Annotated in this window: 25 protein-coding genes; 19 read left to right on the forward strand and 6 right to left on the reverse strand. The window is 68.3% G+C overall.

All coding sequences use genetic code 11. The features are described from left to right. Positions 1-19 precede the first annotated feature (19 nt). The gene (locus OHB23_RS08335) at positions 20-817 is read right to left on the reverse strand and encodes a TspO/MBR family protein (RefSeq protein ID WP_328811270.1); all 798 of its coding nucleotides are present in this window, start codon (positions 815-817) and stop codon (positions 20-22) included. A 362-nt stretch (positions 818-1,179) separates the two neighbouring features. Here OHB23_RS08335 and OHB23_RS08340 point away from each other — a divergent pair, with 362 nt between their 5' ends. The 8 genes from OHB23_RS08340 to OHB23_RS08375 all read left to right on the forward strand — a co-directional run bounded on the left by OHB23_RS08340 (position 1,180) and on the right by OHB23_RS08375 (position 6,691). Continuing rightward, positions 1,180-1,737: an alternate-type signal peptide domain-containing protein gene (locus tag OHB23_RS08340; RefSeq protein ID WP_307091493.1), complete on the forward strand. Its 558-nt coding sequence runs from the start codon at positions 1,180-1,182 to the stop codon at positions 1,735-1,737. A gap of 49 nt (positions 1,738-1,786) precedes the next feature. Further along, the gene (locus OHB23_RS08345) at positions 1,787-2,347 is read left to right on the forward strand and encodes a hypothetical protein (protein ID WP_328811271.1); all 561 of its coding nucleotides are present in this window, start codon (positions 1,787-1,789) and stop codon (positions 2,345-2,347) included. Next, the gene (locus OHB23_RS08350) at positions 2,344-2,904 is read left to right on the forward strand and encodes a signal peptidase I (protein WP_328811272.1); all 561 of its coding nucleotides are present in this window, start codon (positions 2,344-2,346) and stop codon (positions 2,902-2,904) included. Before OHB23_RS08345 ends, OHB23_RS08350 begins: the two co-directional genes overlap by 4 nt. Further along, on the forward strand, positions 2,901-3,461 hold the full coding sequence (locus OHB23_RS08355; RefSeq protein WP_328811273.1) for a hypothetical protein: 561 nt from the start codon (positions 2,901-2,903) through the stop codon (positions 3,459-3,461). Before OHB23_RS08350 ends, OHB23_RS08355 begins: the two co-directional genes overlap by 4 nt. After that, positions 3,454-4,977, forward strand: a complete 1,524-nt coding sequence (locus tag OHB23_RS08360; protein ID WP_328811274.1) for a signal peptidase I — start codon at positions 3,454-3,456, stop codon at positions 4,975-4,977. The genes OHB23_RS08355 and OHB23_RS08360 overlap by 8 nt, the downstream gene beginning before the upstream one ends. A 79-nt stretch (positions 4,978-5,056) precedes the next feature. Continuing rightward, positions 5,057-5,563, forward strand: coding sequence for a mycothiol transferase (locus OHB23_RS08365; RefSeq protein ID WP_328811275.1), 507 nt, complete (start codon positions 5,057-5,059; stop codon positions 5,561-5,563). A 62-nt stretch (positions 5,564-5,625) separates the two neighbouring features. After that, on the forward strand, positions 5,626-6,177 hold the full coding sequence (locus OHB23_RS08370) for a hypothetical protein (protein ID WP_328811276.1): 552 nt from the start codon (positions 5,626-5,628) through the stop codon (positions 6,175-6,177). Between the two features lie 46 nt (positions 6,178-6,223). Next, positions 6,224-6,691, forward strand: coding sequence for a phosphoribosyltransferase (locus OHB23_RS08375; protein WP_222645549.1), 468 nt, complete (start codon positions 6,224-6,226; stop codon positions 6,689-6,691). Between the two features lie 10 nt (positions 6,692-6,701). Here the strand turns inward: OHB23_RS08375 and OHB23_RS08380 are convergent, their stop codons facing one another. Both OHB23_RS08380 and OHB23_RS08385 read right to left on the reverse strand, forming a co-directional pair. After that, a complete protein-coding gene (locus tag OHB23_RS08380) occupies positions 6,702-8,012 on the reverse strand; it encodes an MCE family protein (RefSeq protein ID WP_056442420.1) in 1,311 nt (436 codons plus the stop codon). Between the two features lie 66 nt (positions 8,013-8,078). Further along, the gene (locus OHB23_RS08385; protein ID WP_328811277.1) at positions 8,079-9,107 is read right to left on the reverse strand and encodes an NADPH:quinone reductase; all 1,029 of its coding nucleotides are present in this window, start codon (positions 9,105-9,107) and stop codon (positions 8,079-8,081) included. A gap of 98 nt (positions 9,108-9,205) precedes the next feature. Between OHB23_RS08385 and OHB23_RS08390 the strand changes: the two genes are divergently transcribed. The 3 genes from OHB23_RS08390 to OHB23_RS08400 are packed head-to-tail and all read left to right on the forward strand — an operon-like array spanning position 9,206 to position 12,630. Further along, positions 9,206-10,852: an alkaline phosphatase D family protein gene (locus tag OHB23_RS08390; protein ID WP_328811278.1), complete on the forward strand. Its 1,647-nt coding sequence runs from the start codon at positions 9,206-9,208 to the stop codon at positions 10,850-10,852. Between the two features lie 45 nt (positions 10,853-10,897). Then, positions 10,898-11,746, forward strand: coding sequence for an oxygen-dependent tRNA uridine(34) hydroxylase TrhO (gene trhO / locus OHB23_RS08395; RefSeq protein ID WP_328811279.1), 849 nt, complete (start codon positions 10,898-10,900; stop codon positions 11,744-11,746). Continuing rightward, entirely contained in the window at positions 11,743-12,630 is an 888-nt protein-coding gene (locus tag OHB23_RS08400) for a pseudouridine synthase (RefSeq protein WP_328811280.1), read from the forward strand. Before trhO ends, OHB23_RS08400 begins: the two co-directional genes overlap by 4 nt. A 58-nt stretch (positions 12,631-12,688) precedes the next feature. Here the strand turns inward: OHB23_RS08400 and glsA are convergent, their stop codons facing one another. Next, positions 12,689-13,882 carry a glutaminase A gene (gene glsA, locus OHB23_RS08405; RefSeq protein ID WP_328811281.1) on the reverse strand — a complete coding sequence of 398 codons (1,194 nt, stop codon included), beginning with the start codon at positions 13,880-13,882 and terminating at the stop codon, positions 12,689-12,691. Beyond that, the gene (gene thiM / locus OHB23_RS08410; RefSeq protein ID WP_328811282.1) at positions 13,879-14,709 is read right to left on the reverse strand and encodes a hydroxyethylthiazole kinase; all 831 of its coding nucleotides are present in this window, start codon (positions 14,707-14,709) and stop codon (positions 13,879-13,881) included. Before thiM ends, glsA begins: the two co-directional genes overlap by 4 nt. A gap of 254 nt (positions 14,710-14,963) precedes the next feature. Here thiM and OHB23_RS08415 point away from each other — a divergent pair, with 254 nt between their 5' ends. From OHB23_RS08415 to OHB23_RS08450, 8 genes are all read left to right on the forward strand, one after another. Further along, a complete protein-coding gene (locus OHB23_RS08415; RefSeq protein WP_027504730.1) occupies positions 14,964-15,164 on the forward strand; it encodes a cold-shock protein in 201 nt (66 codons plus the stop codon). Positions 15,165-15,336: 172 nt separating this feature from the next. After that, positions 15,337-16,416, forward strand: a complete 1,080-nt coding sequence (locus tag OHB23_RS08420; RefSeq protein ID WP_037184768.1) for a BMP family lipoprotein — start codon at positions 15,337-15,339, stop codon at positions 16,414-16,416. 2 nt (positions 16,417-16,418) lie between these two features. Then, entirely contained in the window at positions 16,419-17,996 is a 1,578-nt protein-coding gene (locus OHB23_RS08425; protein ID WP_328811283.1) for an ABC transporter ATP-binding protein, read from the forward strand. Next, the gene (locus tag OHB23_RS08430) at positions 17,993-19,192 is read left to right on the forward strand and encodes an ABC transporter permease (RefSeq protein WP_231476227.1); all 1,200 of its coding nucleotides are present in this window, start codon (positions 17,993-17,995) and stop codon (positions 19,190-19,192) included. The genes OHB23_RS08425 and OHB23_RS08430 overlap by 4 nt, the downstream gene beginning before the upstream one ends. Next, on the forward strand, positions 19,192-20,457 hold the full coding sequence (locus tag OHB23_RS08435; protein WP_222649695.1) for an ABC transporter permease: 1,266 nt from the start codon (positions 19,192-19,194) through the stop codon (positions 20,455-20,457). Before OHB23_RS08430 ends, OHB23_RS08435 begins: the two co-directional genes overlap by 1 nt. A 97-nt stretch (positions 20,458-20,554) precedes the next feature. After that, positions 20,555-21,202, forward strand: coding sequence for an SDR family oxidoreductase (locus tag OHB23_RS08440; RefSeq protein ID WP_328811284.1), 648 nt, complete (start codon positions 20,555-20,557; stop codon positions 21,200-21,202). Positions 21,203-21,241: 39 nt separating this feature from the next. Further along, the gene (locus OHB23_RS08445; protein ID WP_285184442.1) at positions 21,242-22,105 is read left to right on the forward strand and encodes an HAD hydrolase family protein; all 864 of its coding nucleotides are present in this window, start codon (positions 21,242-21,244) and stop codon (positions 22,103-22,105) included. Positions 22,106-22,120: 15 nt separating this feature from the next. Continuing rightward, on the forward strand, positions 22,121-22,864 hold the full coding sequence (locus tag OHB23_RS08450; protein ID WP_328811285.1) for a siderophore-interacting protein: 744 nt from the start codon (positions 22,121-22,123) through the stop codon (positions 22,862-22,864). A 22-nt stretch (positions 22,865-22,886) separates the two neighbouring features. On the opposite strand, the gene OHB23_RS08455 is transcribed toward OHB23_RS08450, so the two are convergent. Further along, positions 22,887-23,447: a hypothetical protein gene (locus OHB23_RS08455; protein WP_051613116.1), complete on the reverse strand. Its 561-nt coding sequence runs from the start codon at positions 23,445-23,447 to the stop codon at positions 22,887-22,889. Positions 23,448-23,496: the final 49 nt, after the last annotated feature.

The raw sequence follows: 23,496 nt of genomic DNA on the forward strand, positions 1-23,496 counted from the left end.
GCCGCGGGAACACGGAACGTCAGCGGGAGCGCACTCGCACGGCGACCGTGCCCACGAGAACGACGACTGCCGCCGTCGCGGCGGTCCACCCGACGGTGGTGTTCAGGACCTCGCCGGACAGGCGCCCCTGCGCGACCCACCCGAGTCCCCACGCGAGAGACAGTGCGGGCGCGATCCGTCCGGCGGAGACGGTGGCCAGGAACAGTCCGACGAGCGCCGCGACGACGAGAACGAGAACGGCCCACAGGGTGGCCGCCGACTCGACGCCCGTCGACGCGAGCCATGCGCTGACGTTCGCGACCGTCGCGATCGCCACCCACCCGAGGTAGAGGCCCATCGTCCCGTCGGTGATCACCGTGTCGACGGCGGTGGTCCGCGGAGCCGCGATCAGCCGCGCGAACACGAACGCCAGGCTCGCGAGCAGCGCGACGATCACGACGACGCTCAGCAGTACCTGCCCGAACTGCACCACGGTGATCCACGCGGCATTGAGCAGCATCGTCACGGCGATGGGTACGCGGAGTGCTCGTTGCCGCTCGGACCGGCGCTGGGCGGGCAGTGCCTGCCACGCCGCGTAGGCGATCAGTCCGAGGTAGATGACCGACCAGATGGAGAATGCGGGCCCCGCCGGGGCGACCAGGGTGGCGGTCGCGCTGAGGGCGCCGTCGGCTGCTTCGGCGATCGGTGTGCCGACCACGGCGCCGGAGCCCAGAAATCCACCGACGACGGCGATGATCGCGCTGACGACGACCAGGAGAACCTGGCCCGACGATGCGGGCTCGGTGCGCTGCCGAGGTGTGGCCGTGTCATGGGTCATGGGAGTCCTTCGAGCGAGTGGATGGTGGCCGTGGAGTGCCCGAAACCGCGATCCGAGAAACAGGGTGAAAGATTTGTGTGACCCACCATTCCAGTATCGGCATCCAGGATTGGCCGATATTGCCTACTGGAACCGCTCTTACGCAATGGCGCAGTAATGGCTAATAATGGCTGGCTGGGGCCATTTCGCCGGGCCGCGCATGGTGTAACTCCCCGGGCGCGAACGGTTTTGAGGTACGTCTCAAAGAGCTTGCCGGATCCCCCATCCGCTTTGGGACATGTAACGAATGGGTAATCAGCTAGCGAAGCAATGGTTAAACCGCGCCGACCTCCGGCGTGGAGGACACGACGGAAGTGAACCCCATGAACAAGACCACGAAGGGTGCCCTCGCTGCGGGTGCCGCCGGTATCCTCCTGCTCGGTGGCGCGGGAAGCTACGCGCTGTGGAGTGACGCCGAGACCGTCCAGGGCGGCACCATCACGGCGGGCAACCTGGATATCTCGCCGGTCGCCGCAGGTGTGTGGACCGACGTCTCGCCGGGACCGGTCAAGACGCCGGGCCCCCTCGACATCGCCACGTTCCGGATGGTTCCGGGCGACGTCCTCCAGTACAAGGCGCAGTACCGAGTACTCGCGGACGGCGAGAATCTTCGTGCGACCATCGCCGCGGATGCTCAGAGCATCCAGCGCACTGGCGAACTGACCCCGACGAACACCCCGGTGTCGTTGGTCAGCACGTACAACGGCACGCCCCTCGCCAACAACCAGATCACGGAGGCGGACAACAACCGCCTCGTCGATGTCACGGTGACCGTCACGTTCGTCGAGACGACGCCGAACCAGGTGGGAACCGAGGACTCGGTGAACCTGTCCGCCTTTCGGATCAACCTGCAGCAGGCCGCCCGCACGACTGCTCCCTGACGCGCCGATCTGCCTGATTCCGAACACCCAGCCAGCGAGGTGAACTGACGTGCCGCGGAAAATGTGGCTCGGGGCGGCGGTCGTGGGGGCCGCTGCCCTGGTGTTCGGCTCGGTGCAGAGCACCGGGGCGCTCTGGCGTGACGACGTGACGGTGGCCGGTGCGACCGTGCGCACCGGAACGCTGTCATTGGCTGCCGGCTCGCCGTCCGGGTCGGACTACGTCTTCACCGCACTGACCAAGAATCCGGTCGCGTTGAACGAGGCGGTGCAGGCGCCGCTGGTGATCACGAACACCGGTGACACCCCGCTGCGCTTCCGGTTGTCCGCTGCGGGCCCGGCCGTCTCCACGGCGAACGCCGCCGCGACGGTGTCCCTCGCCGGTGCGGTGCTGTCGTCTGGCGCCACGTGCTCCGCGACCACTCCGATGGGGACGGCCTTCGGAACCTTGTCGACGTCTGCTCCGACCACCGCGGTTGCCCCGTTGTGGCAGAGCCTTGCCAAGGGTGCGAGTCAGACCTGGTGTATCAGAACGACTCTCACTCAGGTCACGTCGACCAGCGCGGTGGCCTACACCCACCGCTTCGCCTTCGCAGTGGAGCAGACACGATGACGACACACGAGGACGCGACCGAGCGCCACACAGGTCCGTTGTGGTGGATCGGCACCGTTCTGTCCTGGGTGCTGCTGATCGGCGTGGTGGGTGTACTTCTCGCCGCCGTGGTCGTGCCGAAGGTTGCCGGGGCTCAGCCGTACACGATCCTCACCCAGTCGATGGAACCCACCTACCCTCCGGGCACCCTCGTCGTCGTCAAGCCCAGCGAGCAACTGAGCGTCGGATCATCGATCACGTACCAGATTCGCTCGGGCGAGCCCGACGTCGTGACACACCGCATCATCGCGACCGGTCTGGACAAGGACGGCGCTCGGGTCTACACCACTCAGGGCGACAACAATCCGCAGCCCGACCCGGATGTCGTGCAGCCGGGCCAGATTCGCGGCGCCGTCTGGTATGCCATCCCGTACCTCGGTTACGTCAACAACTGGCTCACCGGTCAGACGCGCACCCTCGTCGTGGGTGCCGGCGCTGCACTGCTGTTCCTCTACGCCGCAGCACAGTTCGTCTCGGCAGCGCGGGACCGACGACGTACGGGTAGGCACGCGTCGTGACGTTCTCGGTGAGCACTCCCACCAGCGTTCGTCTGCGAGCGATCCTGGCGTCCGGCCTGGTGTTCGGCCTCGGCACCGTCGGGACCCTCGCCGCGTGGTCGACGTCCTCGACGACGACGTCCGGCCAGTTCCTCACCGGGTCGGTCGACATCACCGTCAACGGAACAGAGGGCGCACCTACGCCCGCCACGATCACCCTGCCCGCGGGAAACATCCTGCCCGGCAGGTCGACTGCGGCGCTGGTCAACGTCCGGAACGCGGGTAATATCGCCTTCACCTACACCCCCACCGCGGTGACGTCGACCGGTGGCCTCGGGACCAGCCTGACCACCACGGTGAGAGCCGGCACGGGTGTCGCCGTCAGTTCTGTCACGACCGGTCTCACGTGCACTGGGGGTACGACGCCCGTCCTGACCACGTCACGCCCGCTGGCTGTCGGCGCGACCGAGTCGCTGTGTGTGCAGTTCGATCTGTCGATCAACGCAGCCAACACCCTGCAGGGTGTCAACAACACCGTGACGTTCACCTTCGCTGCGACGGGGGTGGGAAGTGCCTGACCACTCCGAGACATCCGATCGGCGGCGCCGGGTCGCCGACCGCGCGCTCACCGCCGCCGCCGTGCTCGGCGCCCTCTGCATCGTGTTCGCGGTCTGCGCCTCCGTGTTCTCGTTGACACCCTTGGTCTTCCGATCTGGCTCGATGGAGCCGTCGATCCCCACCGGATCGCTGGCGCTCGCCCGTGAGACGTCCGCGGTGGAGGTTCAGGTCGGAGACGTGGTCAGCGTGCTCCGCTCCGACGGGTCGCGCATCACTCACCGCGTCGACCGTGTCGACTTCGCCGAGGGGGAGACCGCCGTCTTGATCCTGAAGGGTGACGCCAACTCCACACCGGACGCCGATCCGTACATCCTGTCTTCCGTCGACCGGGTCGTCGCGCACGTGCCGTACGCGGGCTATGCAGCGTCCTGGTTGTCCACACCGTTCGCGTGGGTCGTCGGCGGTCTCGCCGCGGCGGCTCTGCTGTACGTCGTTGTACGGCCGACAAGTCTCCGCAGGGAATCGCCCGTCCGGCCCGGTCGTCATCGAGTGCATTCCGGGGTCGCGGCAGCACTGGTGGCGGTCGTGGTGGTCCCCGGATTTGCGGCGACGCAAGGGACCGAGGCAGCCCTGAACGACACGGCGCAGGCGCGGGCCGTTCCGACGGCCGCGACGATGGTCCGGCCGACGAGCTTCACCTGCACCGATTCTCTCCAAGGAAGCAACCGAGCAGCGCTGCTGTCCTGGCCGTCCGTCGATCCGCTCTACGGCTACCGGCTCGTGTTCCAGTCGGAGGCACTGCTCGGTCAGTCGCGCACCGTCAATCTGCCGGCCGGCACCCTGTCGAGTTACCCGCCGGCCGAGATCCTCTCCCTGTTACAGAACTTCACCGTCTCGCTCTACTCGCGCGTCGGAGAGTTCGTGTCGACTCCCGCTCTGACGCGCCGTATCTCGGTCACCTCGCTGGGATCGAACGGGATCTCGACGTGCGTCACCCCGGGAACGGTCACACCGACGACGACCGCGCCGCTCGCCGCCGCCCGCGTCGCACCGACGACGACAGCAACGGCACCATCGACGACGCCTGCACCCGGCACCACGACTCCGGTTCCCGCATCCACGACAACCGCGCCCCCGGTCACCTCGACCACCACCACGACCGTCGCCCCGGCTCCGACCACCACACCTCCTGTGACGACGACGGCAGCCCCGCCGCTGCCGCCGACGAGCACCACCCCACCGCCCCCACCGGCGAGCGCGTTCGTGGCCGACGGAGGCTCGGCGACGAGCGGCGCGACCACCGCGTCGGTCGCGGGGAACACCCTGACGCTGACCGGACCGGACGGCACGTCGCTGTACTCCCGCACCCTCACGCCGAGTGCGCGGTACGGCTCGGGCGTCGTCTTCTCGACCGCGGGTGACCTGTACGTCCTGGCAGATTCCGGGGTGTCGCGCATCGTCGTGGCGAACGGTGTCGCCACCGAGAGTGCCGCGTCGACGGCCGAACTCCCGGCCGACATCGGCGCCCTGCTCTGACCTCTCGCGCGAGAGGTCCGGCGTTTCCGTGTCCGGGGGCGCGGGCACACTGAGGCCACCGACACGAAGGAGATCACCGGTGGACCACAGAGGCGTGCTCATCGACGCGTACGACCGCATCAAGGAGACCGTGCACACGATGCTCGACGGCCTGGATCGGGAGGCGCTGACCTACCGCATCGATCCGGAGGCCAACACCATCGCCTGGCTGGTGTGGCATCTCGCGCGGGTGCAGGACGATCACGTCGCGGGTGTGGCGGGCAGCGAGCAGGTCTACACCGCGGACGGATGGAACGCCCGCTTCGCACTTCCGTTCGACGACGACGCCATCGGGTACGGGCAGTCGACGGAGGACGTGGGCAAGGTCGACGTCGACGCTGAGCTCCTCGCCGGGTACGTCGATGCCGTTCATGCGCGCACCGTCGAGTACCTCGACACCCTCACGGCAGAAGACCTCGACCGGGTGATCGACGAGAACTGGGATCCGCCGGTCACGCTGGCCGTCCGCCTCGTCAGTGTCGTGTCCGACGATCTACAGCACATCGGCCAGGCGGCATTCATCCGTGGAGTCGTCGAGCGGCGGTGAGAGAGCCCCGTGTCGGACGGCCGTGACATCGTGACGGCACTCAGCACGAGAGGACCCGAACGATGACCACCACCACCTGGCCGCTGCGTTGGCCGGCGTCCGCACGCGATGTCGCCGACGGCATCGTCCGACTCTCCGCGGCGCTGCGAGACTCCGATGCCGACGCGGTCGACGATGCTGTGTCGGAACTGGCTTCGCAGAACGGTGTTCGCGTCGAGGACGTCTACGCCGCGATCCTGCGGATGCTCCTCGAGGCTGCTCATCCCGACGGCCTCGACGGTGACGACGTGGGCGCCGTCGTCCGCGAGGCCGCCGCGAAGGACACCGGGTCGGATCCGTCCGACGTCGTGGCCGTGGTGCTCGGCACCCTGGGGGTCCATCCGGAACCGGAGCGTCGGACGAGCGGGTCGAGCGCCGGGGACGAGAGTCAGGACCCCGACGACCGGCGAGACGACGGCCAGGTGGTTGTGGCGAGAATGGCCGCGGCGCCTGCGATCCGTGCGTCGGCGGCGGTCACGGACGTGCTCCTCGCCCGCATCGGATCACCGATCGAGGCCGTGGTGACCATGGTCGTCGACGACATCGCCGCCGCGGAGACCATCGAGTGGCCGTGATCGCTCGTCCGATCCGGTGGCACCGGCACGGGTAACGTGAGTCCCCATGCGCGAGACACTGACGTGGGACCTGTTCGGCACGGCGTCGCGTGAGCTCACACGCACCGTCGTGGACAGTGGCTTCCGGCCGGACATCGTCATCGCGATCGCACGCGGCGGACTCATCCCGGCCGGGGCTCTGGCCTACGCGATGGGTGTGAAGGCCGCCGGCACGCTCAACGTCGAGTTCTACACCGACGTCGAGGAGACGCTGCCGGATCCGGTGGTGCTCGCGCCATTGCTCGACACCGATGCACTCGTGGGCAAGAAGCTGCTCGTCGTGGACGACGTCGCCGACTCCGGGCGCACTCTCGCGCTGGTCGTGGGCTTGCTGAAAGAGCATGCGGCAGAGGTGAAGTCCGCCGTCGTCTACACCAAGCCCCGCACCATCATCACGCCGGACTTCTCGTGGCGGGAGACCGATCTGTGGATCGAGTTCCCGTGGTCCTCGGAGCCGGTCATCGAACAGGATTGACCTGCTGCCGTCAGCGGATCGCCACCTCGGCGCCGCGGAGTGCGGGTGCGCCGATCAGCGTCGTCCAGGACGGGACCGCGGTGGGCTCGACGCCGCTGCCCTGTCCGTAGATGACGGCCAGCGTGTCTCGCTCGGCGTCCGATCCGGCGTACGACGCGTCGGCCGGAACGGGTGACTGCTGTGGGAGCGATGCGTACTCGATGTCCTGTGGGCCGGGATTGCGTGAGGGCACCTGGTACGACCCGTCGTTGAGTCCACTGCCCGGGTACTGCGGGAAGAACCGTCCGGGTGCGGTGACGTCCTGATAGCAGGCGGCCGGCCTGTCGTCGAAGAGGCGCGGTTCGTCCTGGTTGGGGAGGTAGCCGCCGCGCGGGTTGACGAAATTGATGGTGGCGCGCGCACCGGGGTACGGATCACCCACTCCCAGAATGCGTCTCGCCTCCCCGATCAGGCCCGCGAACTTGGGCAGCATGCACCCGAACGTGGGGGAGAACTCGGCGAGCAACTCCAACGTCTCTCTGCTGCCGTCGGCGATGGTGATGATCGACTCGGCGTTCGCCGCGAGCAGGTCCGCGGTGCTGCCGGACGATGCGGTCGCCGACGTCAGAAGCGTGTCGACGGCGGGACGTCGCTCGACGAGCGTGTTGCCCGTGACGGTGAGGTTGTCGAGCGCGTCGAGCAGATCCGGAGCCGCGGTGGAGTAGGTCTCCGTCAGGGCGGCGAAGTCGACGAGATCCTGCTGCAGCGCGGGCAGTTCACGGCTGAGGCCGGTGACGATCTCGTCGAGTCGGTCGAGGGTGCGACCGAGTGCCTCGCCCCGCCCGTCGAGGGCCTGCGACAGCGCGCCCAGAGTGGTGGCCAACTTGTCCGGGGGAATGGCGTCGAGCAAGGGCAGCAGGCTGTCCAGTAATTGGCCGACCTCGATAGCGTTGCCGCTCGTGTCCTGCTCGATGACGTCGCCTTCCGCGATGGGAGTGCCCGTCCCTCCCCGCGGAATCTGGAGTGCGACGTAGCGCTCGCCGAACAGCGTCTTGGGCAACAGACGCGCCGTCACGGACGCCGGAATCATCGGTGCCGAGTCCTCCTCGAGCGCGATGCGGGAGATCACGACACCGTTCTCCGTGGTCGACGATCGCACCTGGCCGACGATGACTCCCCGCACCTTGACGTCGGCGTCGGGTGGCAGCGCGTTTCCCACCGAATCGGTGCGCAGTTCCACCGTCACCACGGACTCGAATGTCCGGGCGTACACCGCGGTGGTGAAGCCGACGAAGGCCACCACGGCCAGAAAGAACGCGAGACCGGCCAGGCGGCGCACCATCATCCGGGAATGGTGACCGCGATCACACCATTTGTCAATGGCCTCTCGACCGTTGACACGAAAGGATCACGGGGCGCTGATGTCGATGAGCACCTTTCCGGTCACCCCGGACTCGACGGCGGCATGAGCGTCGGCCGTGGCACCGAGAGAGAAGCGGTGCAGCGGCAGCCCGTGCGACTCACCGACCGGAAGTGCACCGGCCCGAACAGCCTCGGTCACGTCGTGCTTCGCGGCCTCGAGAGCGGCGGTTCCCACGGTGTACAGCAGCACGAACTGGTACCGGATGTTGCCGACCATGCTCGGGCGGATGTCGATGGAGACCGCGTCGCCGCCGTTGTTCGCGTAGATCGCGACCGACGCGCGGGGTGCGGCGACGGCGGCATCGAGCTCCGCGTTCTGGGCGGGAGCCACTTCGACGATGATGTCCACACCGTGCGGAGCCAGTTCGCGGATGCGAGCCACAGCGTCGCCGGACTTGTAATTGACGATGTGGTGCGCACGGGCTGCGGTGGCCAGACCTGCCTTCTCCGGGCCGCTCACCGTCGTGATGACGGTGGCGCCGGCCCAGCGGGCCAGTTGGATCGCGGCGTGGCCGACCGCACCTGCACCGCCGGCGACCAGGACGGTCTTGCCGTCCAGTGCGCCCGGATGGAGACGGGACGGTCCGTCCTCGGACACGGTGAGCGCGCGATGGGCGGTCACCGCCGGGACGCCGAGCGAGGCGCCGAGGTCGAAGTCGGCGTTCTCGGGCAGCCGGACCACGCGATCCGCCGGGACGACGGTGAACTCCTGGGCGGTTCCGGTGGGGCGCTCGTGCTGGGCGAGCAGCAGCCACACCCGGTCACCGGTGGCGATGCCCTCGACCTCCGGGCCGACCGCGTCGACGACACCGGCCCCGTCCTGGCCCGGGACCACCTCGTCGAACGCGGGCTTCTGCCCCGGACCCGCGCCCGTCCGCGACTTCCAGTCGGTGGGATTGACCCCCGCGACGACGAGGCGCACCCGCACCTCGCCGGCGCCCGGCTCCACGATGTCGCGGTCGACTGCGGTCAGGACGGAGGGTGCACCGGTCTCGGTGTAGACGATCGCCTTCATGTGTGGCGCAACGATTCGACCGGGGGGTCCTGTTCCTGAGAGGGCGCCGCTCGAACGTTCACTTGACCGATCGGCCCCCATGGCATGGACTCACGGGCGTGCACGAGACTTCTCTGAACCGCCGCGGCTTCCTCCGGACCACCACCCTCGCCGCAGGGGTGGGCGCCGCGGCGACCCTCACCGCCCGGACCGCGGCGGCGCAGTCGTCGTCCGTCTTCCGACACGGTGTCGCCTCGGGCGACCCACTCGAGGATGCGATCCTGCTGTGGACCCGCGTCACGCCGACCCCCGACGCGACGCCGGGGTCCGGCCGTGGACCGGCCACCACCGTCACATGGGATCTGGCGCGCGACGCCGCGCTGACCGACGTGGTGCGCTCGGGCAGCGTCGTCACCTCTGCAGACACCGACCACACGGTGAAGGTCGACGTCACCGGTCTGAGCCCGGCGACGACCTATCACTACCGCTTCACGGCGGCGGGCGAGTCGTCGACGGTGGCCACCACCCGTACTGCCCCTGCCGCCGAGGCCGACGTCGCGCGCCTGCGATTCGGCGTCGTGTCGTGCGCCAATTGGGAGTCGGGGTACTTCTCCGCGTATCGCCATCTCGCCGCCCGCCAGGATCTCGATGCGATCATCCATCTGGGCGACTACATCTACGAGTACGAGACGGGCGGGTTCGAGGGCAAGAACGGCGTCGTGCGAGTGCACGATCCACTGCACGAGATCGTCTCTCTCGCCGACTACCGAATTCGGCACGGCCAGTACAAGTCCGATCCGGATCTCCAGGCCGCTCACCGCGGTGTGCCGTGGATCTGCACGTGGGACGACCACGAGTCGGCGAACGACGCCTACGCCACGGGCGCCGAGAACCATCAGCCGGACACCGAGGGGGACTGGGCCTCGCGCAAGGCCAACTCGGTTCAGGCCTACTACGAGTGGATGCCCGTGCGCGCTGCGGGAACCGCGAACAACCGGCACCTGTACCGCCGACTGCGGTTCGGGACGCTGATGGAGCTGTCGATGCTCGATCTCCGCACCTACCGTTCGAAGCAGGTGCTGCCGTTTCAGGGCCCGGCGGTGGACTCGCCGGATCGCACCATCACCGGCGCCGACCAGATGGCGTGGCTGACGGCAGGTCTGACGTCGTCGCCCACGCAGTGGCGCATCATCGGCAACCCGGTGATGATCACGCCGACTCTGATTCCGCCGCTGGACCCCGAGGCGGCGCGAGGTGTCACCCAGCTGCTCGGGCTCCCGGCCGCCGGAGTGTCCTACAACGCCGATCCGTGGGACGGGTACACGGCCGACCGGCGCAGGCTGCTCGACGCGATCCGTACCGCGGGGGTCGACAACACCGTGTTCATCACCGGCGACATCCACTCCTCGTGGGCCTGCGACATCCCGGTCGACGCCGCGGCGTACCCGGCGGCGGGAACGGTGGCGACCGAGCTGGTGGTCACGTCGGTCACCTCGGCGAACATCGACGACTTCCTGAAGGTCCCGGAGCACACGGTCGGGCGGGTGGCGGAGGAGGCGTTCAAGGCCTTCAACCACCACGTCAAGTACGTCGATCTCGACACCCACGGGTTCGGTGTCTTCGAGGTGACGCCGTCGGGCGCGCAGATGGATCACTGGTACGTCACCGCCAAGGAGGATCCCGCGTCGACGGCCTACTTCGGTGCGGGTTTCCGCGTCGGGTCGGGCACGCAGACGGTGGCTCCCGCCCAACCCCTGGCTCCCTGACTGCCGTGACTTCAGGCCGGCTCGAGGAATCTAGACTGTTCCTCCGTGTCGACGCCCAAGATCGTGCTGTTCTACGTGTTCACGCCGCTGCCGGACCCCGAGGCGGTCCGGCTGTGGCAGCACACCCTGGCGTCCGCACACGGGCTCACCGGCCGGATCATCGTCTCCCCGCACGGCATCAACGCGACGGTGGGCGGCGACGTCCGCGCAGTCAAGAAGTACGTCCGCGGCACTCGTGAATACGCGCCGTTCGCGGCCGCGGACGTCAAGTGGTCGGACGGCCGCGGCGGCGACTTCCCCAAACTCAGTGTCCGTGTGCGCCCCGAGATCGTGACATTCGGAGTACCGGACGAACTCCACGTGACCGCGGACGGCGTCGTGGGGGGTGGCCGCCACCTCGCACCCGAGGAGGTGCACGGCCTGGTGGCCGAGCGGGGGGACGACGTCGTCTTCCTCGACGGCCGCAACGCCTTCGAGGCCGCGATCGGACGTTTCGACGGCGCTGTGGTTCCGGACGTCGAGAACACGCGAGAGTTCGTGGCGCAGTTGGATTCCGGTGTGTTCGACCACCTGAAGTCGAAGCCCGTCGTCACCTACTGCACCGGGGGCGTGCGATGTGAGGTGTTGTCCTCCTTGATGCGCTCGCGCGGCTTCGAGGAGGTCTACCAGCTGGACGGCGGCATCGTGCGGTACGGCGAGCGGTACGGGGACGACGGGCTCTGGTCCGGGTCGCTGTACGTGTTCGATCAGCGCGGCACCGTCTCGTTCTCCGACCACCCGGCCGTCATCGGAACCTGTTCACGCTGCGGTGTTCCCACCTCGCGATACCTCGACACGGACGACGGCCACGGTCGTGGGTTGGCTCTGGTCTGCACCGAGTGCGTCCCCACGTGACCGTGCCGTTGCCGTTCCGGGACGGCCTCGCACCACTGCGGCATCGGTTGCCCCACGGCGAGCATCCGGCGACCACGCTCGAATATCTGGAGAGCGTGCTGCCCGGCGACGCGTGGCGGGCGACGATGGCGGCGGGGGAGGTGGTCGACGAGCGCGGCCGCCCGTACAGCGAGGACACGGCCTATCGCGCCGGTGCCGTCGTGCACTTCCACCGGATCCCGGAGCCCGAGGTGCCGGTTCCCTTCGAGATGGAGATCCTGCACGTCGATGACGCGATCGTCGTCGTCGACAAGCCCCACTTCCTCGCGACCATCCCGCGCGGGCGTCACATCACCGAGACCGCGACGGTGCGGCTGCGGCGGCTCTTCGACGAGCCGGACATCACGCCGGCCCATCGGCTCGACCGCGCCACCGCGGGAGTCCTGATGTTCACCAGAGCAGCCCGATTCCGCCGGGCGTACCAGGACCTCTTCGTCGACGGGAGCGTGGACAAGGAGTACGAGGCCGTCGCCGGATTCGACCCCGGCCTCACCTTCCCGCGCAGTGTCGAGAGCCGGATCGTCAAGGAACACGGCGTCATGACCGCGCACGAGGAACCGGGTGAGCCGAACAGCGAGACACGGGTGGAGATCATCGAGAGGGTGGGCGACGCGGCGCGCTACCGGCTCTTCCCTCGCACGGGCAAGACGCACCAGCTGCGACTGCACCTCTCCTCGCTCGGCATCCCGATCCACGGCGACCCGTACTACCCGACGTTCATGTCCGTGGCGCCCGACGACTTCTCGACACCCCTGCAGTTGCTCGCGTGCCGGTTGAGCTTCACCGATCCGCTCACCGGCGATCCCCGCACCTTCCGCTCACGGAGAGAACTCCGGCTCGTCTGATTGCGGCCGGCCTCCGGCCTTCCCGCTTTCTGGCCCCGGCCGGCCTCCGACCTTCCCGCTACATGAGCCCGTTGGGGTCGTCCACCTCGACGTCGTGGCCGTCGCCGCGCAGTCGCTCGATCAGCTCACCGAGCAGCCGCACCGCAGCTCCGTTGACCGCTCGGGCGGGCTCGAGCTCGAAGCCGATGCGTGTCGGCTCGTCCGGAAGGTCGGCCAGGACGCGGCTCATGATGTTCTCCGCGCCGGCGAACCGGATGTCGCCCTGCAGCTCGTACACCGTGCGGCCGTCCTCCTCACGGGCCCGGCGCACCGCGGAGTGACCGGACGGGGCGATGTCCATCATGTGCAGATCCATGTCCCGCGACAGTCGCTCGAACACCTCGACCCCGCGCACGCTGTTGCCCCGGTCGTCGAGTCGTGGGGAGTGGACGGCGATCCCGAGCTGACCGGGCAGCACCCCGATGATCGCGCCCGACACACCGCTCTTCGCGGGAATGCCGACGTTCGCGATCCAGTCGCCCGTCCCGTCGTACATCCCGCACGTGGTCATGGTCGAGAGCACCTGTCGCACGACGGCGGACGTCGCCACCCGCTCGCCGCTCTCGGGATGGACACCGCCGTTCGCCATCGTCGCCGCGAGCATCGCGAGATCGGGTGTGGTGACGTCGATGCTGCACTGCCTGGCGTACCCGGTGACGACCTCGTGTGCATCGCACTCGAGGACCTTCACCGAGGCGAGCATGTGGGCGAGCGCCAGGTTCCGGTCGCTCGACTCCATCTCGGCGTCGAACACGTCGTCGTCGATCGAGAGGTCGCGGCCGACGAACGCGGAGTGCAGCGCGAGGATCCGGTCGACGCGATGCTCGACGTCACGCCCCTCGACCAACGAGTGTGCCGCGATGGCACCGGCATTGATGAGCGCGTTGCGCGGGCGGCCGGTGTCGCGTTCGAGCGAGATCTCGTTGAACGCGTCGCCCGACGGCTCGACGTCGATCTTGCGGTGCACGGCGTCGAGCCCACGGTCGGCCAGCGCGAGGGCGTAGGTGAGTGCCTTGGAGATGGACTGGATCGAGAAGGACGAGTCCACGTCGCCGGCGCAGTAGACCGTGCCCTCGACGGTGACGACGGCGACCGAGAACACGTCGGGGTCGGCCTCCGAGAGGATGCGGTTGCCCGTGAGGACCTCGCCGCCGTCCGAGTTCCGGCAGGCGCGCAGCACGGCCTCCAGGTAGTCGGTGATCGGTGACGTCACCGTGGCAGCCACTCGACGTGCGCGCGCCGGAGGATGTCGTCGGGAGTGACGGCGTGCAGTGCGTCCAGGTAGGCGACCGCGAACGAGCCGGGCGCGGTGGCGGTCTCGGCCGCGATGTCGGCGGCGACCGTCGCGTGCGTGTGGGCCGCGATCGTCGCGACTCCGTGGTCGTCGACGGCGGCGCAGTACGCGGCGACGAGAGCTCCGAGCGAACACCCGGTTCCGGTCACCTTCGTCATGAGGACGCTGCCGCCGTGCACCGTCGCGAGTCCGCCCTCGTGGGCGATGTGGTCGATCGCCCCACTCGCGGACACCGCTGTCGAGTAGGCGAGCAGGCCACGTGCGGCGTCGACAGCGTCCGCCGGATCGTCCGAGCTGTCCACGCCGCGTCCGGACCCGTTCCGCTCGTCGGTGTCGAGTCCGGCCAGGCGGTGGAGACCGATGATCTCGGACGCGTTTCCCCGCACGGCTGCGGGTCGGTGCTCGAGAAGGTCGCGGGCGAGTGCGCCGCGCCACGGCAGTCCACCGGCAGCGATGGGGTCCAGCACCCACGGGGTGCCCGCAGCCGCGGCGGCCGCCGCGGTGGCCAGGTACACCTCACGCAGCTGCGGCTGGGGCGTGCCGAGGTTGATCAGCACCGCGTCGGCCACCCCGGCGAACAGCGCCACCTCGTCCTCGTTGTCCACCATGGCCGCACTGGCACCGGCGGCGAGGAGCACGTTCGCGGTGAAACCCGCTGTGACGTAATTGGTCACGGCGTGGACGAGGGGCGCGCGGTCACGCAGCGCGACGAGCGCGTCGGCCACGGAGGTCGTCGGGTCGGTCATGAGACGGGTATACCCGCTCGGTGCTTCGCGTCACCTCACGCGGTACCGGTGGCGCATGGTCCCCGGTGTGTTGTAGCCTTATCGCAGCTGACAGGTCGTAGTTTTTGTGTGTTCGTGTTCATGCACGCTCGCTGGGAACTTGTAGTTGCGAGCGTGTGCGTTTTTCTGAGGAAACTCGGAGTTCGTCACGTTCAGTGCCGGCCCGGGTTTCACACGGTGTGAAACTCGAAGTATCAGCTGTAGGGAGCAACACCATGACTCAGGGCACCGTCAAGTGGTTCAACGCCGAAAAGGGCTTCGGCTTCATCGCTCAGGAAGATGGACCTGACGTGTTCGTCCACTTCTCCGAGATCCAGGGCACCGGCTTCAAGAGCCTCGAAGAGAACCAGCGCGTCGAGTTCGAGGTCACCTCGGGCGCCAAGGGTCCTCAGGCGAGCGGCGTTCGCGCGATCTGATTTCGGAGTAACCCACCGAAACTTCACACTGGGGCCGGACACCGACAGGTGTCCGGCCCCAGTGGCATGTCCGGGGGTGGGGTCGCACGCAGGTTTTCGGACGGACGCTCGGCGCTCGTCCGACGCTCGGGTTAATGTTCCATCACAGCCACGAGCGAAACGGAGCACACCCGTGCCGAACACCCTTTCCAGAGCAACACTCTCCACCGTCGCAGTCGCGAGCGCGTTCACCCTGGTCACCGCCTGTGGGTCAGCGCCGGAAGACAGCGCGAGCGGCGGATCCGACTCGGGTGACTTCACCCCGTGCATGGTCTCCGACTCCGGCGGCTTCGACGACAAGTCCTTCAACCAGCTGAGCTACGAGGGCCTGCAGACCGCGGCCGGCGAACTGAACGTCGAGCCGATCACGGTGCAGTCGAACTCCCCGACGGACTACACGCCCAACCTGAACAACCTCGTCGATCAGGGCTGCGGACTGGTGGTCACGGTCGGTTTCGCGCTCGCGGACGCCACCAAGGAAGCCGCGGAGCAGAACACCGACGTCAACTTCGCCATCGTCGACGACTCGTCCATCGAACTGGACAACGTCAAGCCGCTGACCTACGACACGGCGCAGTCCGCGTTCCTCGCCGGCTACGCCGCAGCGAGCTACAGCAAGACCAACACTGTCGGTACCTTCGGCGGATCGCAGTTCCCCACCGTCACCATCTTCATGGACGGCTTCGCCGACGGTGTGAAGTACTTCAACGAGCAGAAGAACCGCGACGTGCGCGTCATCGGTTGGGACGTCGACGCCCAGAACGGCTCCTTCACAGGTGGATTCGAGGCGAACGAGGTCGCGAAGAACACCGCGCAGGGCCTCATCGACCAGAACGCCGACGTCATCTTCCCGGTCGGTGGTCCGATCTACCAGTCCGCTGCCCAGGCCATCCGTGACGCGAACCGTCCGATCGCGCTGATCGGCGCAGACGCCGATGTGTACGTCTCCGACCCGTCGGTGTCCGACCTGGTGCTCACGTCGGTGACCAAGGGCCTCGCCACCAGTACCGAGGAAGTGGTCAAGGCGGTCGGCGACGGCTCCTTCGACAACACCCCGTACGTCGGCACGCTCGAGAACGACGGTGTCGGCATCGCTCCGTTCCACGATTTCGAGTCGCAGGTCGATCCGGCTCTGCAGGGTGAACTCGACACGATCCGCGCGGGCATCATCGACGGATCGATCACGGTCACGTCGCCCTCGTCGCCCAACTGACGATGGCGTCGAACGACACCGCGTCCACGCTCGACAGCAGCCCCGGGCACGACCTGCCGAAGCTCGAACTCCGGGGCATCACCAAGCGTTTCGGTTCCCTGGTCGCCAACGACCACATCGATCTGACCGTCGAGGCGGGGGAGATCCACTGCCTGCTCGGTGAGAACGGTGCCGGGAAGTCGACGCTGATGAACGTCCTCAGCGGCCTGTACCGGGCGGAGGAGGGCGAGATCGTCATCGACGGGGAGCGGCGCACCTTCGCCGGCCCCGGCGAGGCGATGACCGCCGGGATCGGCATGGTGCACCAGCACTTCATGTTGATCCCGGTGTTCACCGTCGCCGAGAACATCATCCTTGGCAACGAGAAGACGACGTTCGGCGGTCGCCTCGATCTCGACGCGGCTCGTGCGCTGGTACGGGAGGTGTCGGCCCGCTTCGGATTCGACGTGGATCCGGACGCGACAGTGGGCGATCTCCCGGTCGGCGTGCAGCAGCGCGTCGAGATCATCAAGGCGCTCTCCCGCGAGGCCGACATCCTGGTCTTCGACGAGCCGACGGCGGTCCTCACCCCGCAGGAGACCGACGAGCTGATGACGATCATGCGTCAGCTCGCCGAGGCGGGAACGGCCATCGTCTTCATCACGCACAAGCTGCGTGAGGTGCGCGTGGTCGCCGATCGCATCACCGTCGTCCGCCTCGGGAAGGTCGTCGGCCAGGCCGAGCCGACCGCCACCGACGGCGAACTGGCGTCCCTCATGGTCGGTCGCGACGTGCAGTTGCGCGTCGCCAAGGACCCGGCGCAGCTGGGGGATGCCGCGCTGGTCGTGTCGAACCTGACGGTTCCGGGTGCTGCCGGCCCGGTGGTGAACGACGTGTCCTTCGAGGTGCGCGCCGGCGAGATCCTGGCGATCGCGGGCGTGCAGGGCAACGGTCAGACGGAGCTCGCCGAAGCACTGCTGGGTCTGCATCCGGCGATGACCGGTCAGATCACGCTCGACGGTGCCTCGCTGGTCGGTCGCGACGTGAAGTCCGTGCTCGACGCCGGTGTGGGTTTCGTTCCCGAGGACCGCACCGAGGACGGACTCGTCGGCGAGTTCACCATCGCCGAGAACCTCATGCTCGACCGGTCGCACGGCGGGCCGTTCTCCGCTCGTGGCAGCATCGTGCGGTCCTTCCTCCGGTCGTTCGCGTCGGAGAAGGTGTCGGAGTTCGACATCCGCACGCCGAGCATCGACACGGCCGTCGGCAGACTCTCGGGCGGTAACCAGCAGAAGGTCGTGCTCGCACGGGAACTCGGGCGCGATCTGCGCCTGCTCATCGCGTCGCAACCCACGCGCGGAATCGACGTGGGATCCATCGAATTCGTGCACAAGCGCATCGTCGCGACGCGGGACGCGGGCACCCCCGTCATCGTGATCTCGTCCGAACTGGACGAGGTGTCGGCGCTGGCCGACCGCATCGCGGTGATGTACCGAGGCACCATCGTCGGCATCGTGTCCGGCGACGCCTCACGAGAAGAGTTGGGACTGCTCATGGCCGGAGGCCACTCCACCGACGCGAACACCGAGGGAGCCGCGTGACCGCGACGGACACCGCGACGCCGCCGTCCACGTCCGAGTCGGTGCTGCGCAAGATCGCCAGTGGCAGTGTGCTGCTGTCCCTGCTGTCGGTCCTGATGGCGTTCGTCGTCGGCGCGATTCTCATCGCCGTCACCGATCCGCAGGTGCGTGAGACGGCGGGCTACTTCTTCTCACGCCCCACAGACATGCTCTCCGCGATCTGGGACTCGGTCTGGGGCGCCTACTCGGCGCTCTTCCAGGGCAGTGTCTACAACTTCCGACGGCCTCGGTTCGCGGACGGTATCCGTCCGCTCACCGAGACCCTCACCTTCGCCACCCCGCTGATCGCCGCGGGTCTCGGTGTCGCGCTGGCGTTCCGGGTCGGCATGTTCAACATCGGCGGCCGCGGCCAGATGCTCATCGCCGCCGCGTGTGCCGGTTACGTCGGGTTCACCTTCGACCTGCCGCCCTACGTGCACCTCATCGTCGCGATCCTGGCCGGTGTCGTCGGCGGCGCGCTGTGGGGCGGCATCGCCGGCCTGCTGCGGGCGCGGACCGGCGCGCACGAGGTGATCGTGACGATCATGCTCAACTACGTCGCGTTCTACCTGATCTCGTACCTGCTGCGCACTCCCGGCGCGCTGCAGGCACCCGGCTCCAACAACCCCAAGACGCCCGCGATGATGGACGACGCGATCCTGCCGTCGCTGTTCGGATCGAAGTACTCGCTGCACTGGGGATTCGTCCTCGTCATCGCCGTGACCGCAGCTGTGTGGTGGTTGCTCGAGAGGTCGAGCGTCGGCTTCCGGTTCCGCGTCGTGGGGGAGAACGCCTCCGCGGCCCGCGTGGCCGGCATCAAGGTCGAGCGCGTGTACATCTACGCGATGGTCCTGTCGGGTGCCCTGGTCGGGCTCGCTGGTGTCGCACAGGTGCTCGGTACCGTCACCACGGGTTTCTCCGCTGACATCGACGCCGGCATCGGATTCGACGCCATCACGGTGGCACTGCTGGGGCGCTCGCGTCCGTGGGGTGTGTTCGCCGCCGGCATCCTGTTCGGAGCCTTCAAGGCGGGCGGCTTCGCGATGCAGGCCGCGGAGTCGATCCCCATCGACATCGTGCTCGTCGTCCAGTCGGTCATCGTCCTGTTCATCGCCGCGCCGCCTCTGGTGCGAGCGGTGTTCCGACTACCCGAACCTCGAGCGAAAGGGGTGAGCTGATGAGCACACTCGCCACGGCTCCTCCTGACGCCGGGTCCCGTCCCGCCGCCTCCTGGAAGCTTCCCGTCGTCCTGGGTGTCGTCACCGTCGTCGCGCTGCTGGCCTTCGGGCTGCGGGGCGACAGCGGCACCAGCACGTTCTCCCTGGCCAGTGACAGCGACTTCGTCAGGTTGCCGGACGTGGGGCTGCCCGCGCGCGCCACGTGCATCGCGCTCGTGATCCTGCTCGCCGCCCTCACGCTGGTCAGTGCGATTCGCACCCGGGCGGGGCAGCGCACACCGGTGGCGGTCACCGCGGTGTTCGCCGTCGCGTTCGTCCTGCTGTTCCTCACGTGGTCCGCGGTGGGCGAGACCATTCCCGTGCCGGGGCTGCTCCTCGGAACCGTCGCCCTCAGCACCCCGCTGATCTTCGGTGCGCTCGGCGGCGTCGTCTCCGAGCGCGTCGGCATCATCAACATCGCCATCGAGGGCCAGCTCCTCGGCGGCGCGTTCGTCAGCGCGGTGGTCGCGACGCTCACCGGGTCGCCGTACGTCGGTCTCGCCGCGGCACTCGTCGCAGGAGCCTTGGTGGGCAGCGTCCTCGCGGTGTTCTCCATCCGGTACTTCGTCAACCAGGTCATCGTCGGCGTGGTGCTCAACGTGCTCGTCGTCGGGCTCACCAGCTTCCTGTACTCCAAGGTGCTGGTCCCCAGCGCCGCGACACTGAACACGCCGCCGCGCTTCCCCCGCATCGAGATTCCGCTGCTCTCGCAGATCCCGATCATCGGTCCGGTGCTGTTCCGGCAGACGGTCATCGAGTACGTCATGTACATCGCTGTGGCGGCCGTGTTCGTCGGCCTCTTCCGCACGCGGTGGGGCCTGCGGTTGCGCGCGGTCGGTGAGCATCCGCGCGCCGCGGATTCCGTGGGTATCGACGTCGCACGCACCCGCTTCTGGAACGTCTGCCTCGCGGGCGCCATCGCCGGCATGGGCGGCGCGTACTTCACCCTGGGGTCGGTCGGTGCGTTCGGCAAGGAGATGACCGCGGGTGCCGGCTACATCGCCCTCGCCGCCGTGATCTTCGGACGCTGGGATCCCGTCCGTGCGACGTTGGCGGCCCTGCTGTTCGGATTCGCGTCCAACCTGCAGAACGTGCTGGGCATCATCGGCTCGCCGGTACCCAGCGAGTTCATGTTGATGCTGCCCTACGTGGTCACCATCCTGGCGGTCGCCGGGCTCGTCGGAAAGGTGCGTGGTCCCGCCGCGGCGGGCAGACCGTATCCCTGATCGGCGCCCGATGTTTGTCGGGCGCCGACAGCAGGGAACCCCCCTCCGTGGACGGTCGTACGGCCGCCCGTGCTCGAAGAAGGGACACCCGGAACTCATGTCACGCATCGCAGTCGTCGGCGGCCACGGCAAGATCGCCCTGAAGCTCGCGAAGATTCTGACCGAGAGTGGGCACCAGGTCACCTCGCTGATCCGCAATCCCGATCAGACCGCCGACATCGAGAAGACCGGCGCCACCGCCGTCGTCGCGGACGTCGAGGCGCAGACCACCCAGGAGATCGCCGGAACCGTGACCGGCCACGACGCCGTCGTCTTCGCTGCCGGCGCCGGGGGTGGCGATGCCGACCGCACGTACGCCGTGGACCGCGACGCCGCCATCCGCTGCATCGACGCTGCGTCCGCATCGGGCGTCCCGCGGTTCGTGCTGGTGTCGTACTTCGGTGCCGGACCGGATCACGGTGTCTCCCCGGACGACTCCTTCTACGCGTACGCCGAGGCGAAGGCCGAGGCCGATCAGCACCTGAAGAACAGCGACCTGTCCTGGACCATCGTCGCGCCGTCCGGCCTCACCGACGACGCCGGCACCGGCTCCATCACCACCAAGGCGCAGGGAGCGACGGGCGACTCGGTCAGTCGCGACGACGTGGCCGCGGTGATCGCCACCGTGCTCGACACCCCGTCCACCGCCGGCCGCATGATCGAGTTCGACCAGGGCGAGACGCCCGTCGCCGACGCGCTGAGCTGACTCCCGGTCGGAACGGTCACCGGGTGAGAGGCTGACCCGGTGACCGTTCGACTCTTCGCCACCGATCTCGACGGGACGCTGCTGCGCTCTGACCGGACCATCTCAGCGCGCACCGCCGACGCCATGGCGGCAGCGCGAGACGCGGGGATCGACGTGGTGTGGGCCACCGCCCGTGCTCGGCACTCCGTGCACGAGTTCGCCGAGCAGAGCGGTTTCCGCGGAATTGCGGTGTGCGCCAACGGCGCCGTCCTCATCGATCTCGCCGACGGGACACCCGTGATCACCGAGACGGTGGGGATGGACGTCGCCATCGGTCAGGCCGCGGTCGACCGGGTGCGCGCCCTCGTACCGGGAACCGTGGTCGCCGCGGTCGGACCCACCTCGTTCGTCGCGGAGACGGGCTACGCCGCGTTGTGCGTGTTCTCCGACCATCACCGCGACCCGTCCACCATGGACACTGTCGTGGGTGGTGATTTCCCGTCCGACAGCGACCGGCCTCCAGCCTTCCCGTGGTTGCGGGAGGACATGGTGAAGATCGTCGCCCGCCACGCCACCGTGCCGAGCGTGGATCTCTACCGCGCGTTGCTCGCCGGCGGTGTCGACGATGTCTCGGTCACCCATTCCGGCGCGCCCTACGTGGAGATCGCCGCGCGCGGAGTGTCCAAGGCGACCGCTCTGGCGGCGCTGTGCGAGCGCCGCGGCATCGCTCGGCGCGAGGTCGCGGCCGCCGGAGACGCACGCAACGATCTGGAGATGCTCGCGTGGGCCGGCACCGCGATCTGTCCGTCCAATGCCATCCCTGAGGTGCAGGCTCTCGTCGATCGGGTGGTCGCGAGCAACGACGACGACGGCATCGCGGAGTACCTCGAGGAGTTGGCACACCCCCACGTCGGTCAGGGTTAGGCTACCCTCAGCTGCATGACCGACGCAGCGACCAGCGAGCAGACCAAGGGCTGGCACAGCACGGTCCTCAAGCTGATGGGCGGCTCGGACGTACTGCTCACCGTCCTCGCGGCGGAGGACGTCACCCCGCACTACCGTCGGTTGACGGTCTCCGCGGGTGGACTGTTCACGCGCAAGCCCGTGCATCCCACGATGTGGTTGCGCCTGTGGTTTCCCACCGACGACGGCAGTGCCTCGCTGCACCACCGTGCCTACACGGTCGTGAACCCGGACCCCGAGAACGACCGCTTCGACCTCGAGTTCGCGCTGCACGACGGTCCGGCCGCGCACTGGGCACGACGCGCCGCCCCCGGCGACACCCTCGAGGCGACCTTCCAGGGCTCGAAGTACGCGGTACCGGACCCGCTTCCCGCCGGATACCTCATCGCGGGAGACAGCGCGGCACTTCCCGCGGTGAACTCGTTGCTGGCCGCTCTGCCCGACGATCTTCCCGTCACCCTGTGGCTCGAGACCGTGCACGACGGCGACGACGCGCTCCCGCTCGCGGCGACGAGCGCCACGCAGGTACATCGAGTACGACGGCGTGACGGCGGTGCCTCGATGGTGGAGGCCGTCTCGGCCGCAGCGTTCGACGCGTCCCGCCACGCCGCATGGGTCGCGTGCGACACGGTCACGACGCGCTCGATCGCGTCGATCCTGAAGTCCGACTACCGCGTTCCGCGCAGGTCGGTCAAAGCTCAGGGGTACTGGATTCCCTGAGCGTCACGCACGACGGGGGCTGTCAGGGACGACCGTGATACGTCTTCGCCGCGGTGGTGGACAGCAGGGCCACGATGACGAACCCCATCAGGCCGTTGACGATCGCGGAGCCGAACGCAGCGGTGATCGCTCCCGCGGCGAGGAACGGCAGCACGATGATCGCGACGACCACCAGTCCGGCGATCCAGCTGAAGAACGTGTTCGGTGACGGCACCGCCTGGAACAGCAGGAGCATGAACGCTCCGGCGAGGATCGCGGCGAGGGCGCCGTACACACCGGCGATCCAGGGATCCTCCAGTCCGTACATCCAGAACACGCTGGTTCCCGTTCGGTTGTAGACGGCCTGGACGATCGCCGTGGCCACCCATCCTGCGATGAACGTGGTGATGGCGGTGGCGACGACTCCGCCGATGAACGGGCCGACGTCGAACTTCAGTCCGGACGATGCGGGCTTCTGCGGCGCGTAGCGCTGACCACCGGGCTCGGCGTAGGGCTCCTGCCGACCGTAGGCCCGAGTGCGGTCGTCGTAGCCGTAGTTGCCGACGTCGCGGTTGTCGGAGTCGCGCGGGTAGCGATCGCTCATCTGCCCAGTCCTCTCGATCGGCCGCGCACGCGTCAGCGCCGCAGCGTTC

It is taken from the genome of Rhodococcus sp. NBC_00294, from assembly GCF_036163995.1.
In the GTDB taxonomy this organism is placed as follows: Bacteria; Actinomycetota; Actinomycetes; order Mycobacteriales; family Mycobacteriaceae; genus Rhodococcoides.

Excerpts from the sequence above, each read along its gene's own strand:
- OHB23_RS08335 (WP_328811270.1), bottom strand. The coding sequence starts at position 817 with ATGACCCATGACACGGCCACACCTCGGCAGCGCACCGAGCCCGCATCG.
- OHB23_RS08340 (WP_307091493.1), top strand. The coding sequence starts at position 1,180 with ATGAACAAGACCACGAAGGGTGCCCTCGCTGCGGGTGCCGCCGGTATC.
- OHB23_RS08350 (WP_328811272.1), top strand. The coding sequence starts at position 2,344 with ATGACGACACACGAGGACGCGACCGAGCGCCACACAGGTCCGTTGTGG.
- OHB23_RS08370 (WP_328811276.1), top strand. The coding sequence starts at position 5,626 with ATGACCACCACCACCTGGCCGCTGCGTTGGCCGGCGTCCGCACGCGAT.
- OHB23_RS08375 (WP_222645549.1), top strand. The coding sequence starts at position 6,224 with ATGCGCGAGACACTGACGTGGGACCTGTTCGGCACGGCGTCGCGTGAG.
- OHB23_RS08380 (WP_056442420.1), bottom strand. The coding sequence starts at position 8,012 with ATGGTGCGCCGCCTGGCCGGTCTCGCGTTCTTTCTGGCCGTGGTGGCC.
- OHB23_RS08385 (WP_328811277.1), bottom strand. The coding sequence starts at position 9,107 with ATGAAGGCGATCGTCTACACCGAGACCGGTGCACCCTCCGTCCTGACC.
- thiM (WP_328811282.1), bottom strand. The coding sequence starts at position 14,709 with ATGACCGACCCGACGACCTCCGTGGCCGACGCGCTCGTCGCGCTGCGT.
- OHB23_RS08415 (WP_027504730.1), top strand. The coding sequence starts at position 14,964 with ATGACTCAGGGCACCGTCAAGTGGTTCAACGCCGAAAAGGGCTTCGGC.
- OHB23_RS08425 (WP_328811283.1), top strand. The coding sequence starts at position 16,419 with ATGGCGTCGAACGACACCGCGTCCACGCTCGACAGCAGCCCCGGGCAC.
- OHB23_RS08435 (WP_222649695.1), top strand. The coding sequence starts at position 19,192 with ATGAGCACACTCGCCACGGCTCCTCCTGACGCCGGGTCCCGTCCCGCC.
- OHB23_RS08440 (WP_328811284.1), top strand. The coding sequence starts at position 20,555 with ATGTCACGCATCGCAGTCGTCGGCGGCCACGGCAAGATCGCCCTGAAG.
- OHB23_RS08450 (WP_328811285.1), top strand. The coding sequence starts at position 22,121 with ATGACCGACGCAGCGACCAGCGAGCAGACCAAGGGCTGGCACAGCACG.
- OHB23_RS08455 (WP_051613116.1), bottom strand. The coding sequence starts at position 23,447 with ATGAGCGATCGCTACCCGCGCGACTCCGACAACCGCGACGTCGGCAAC.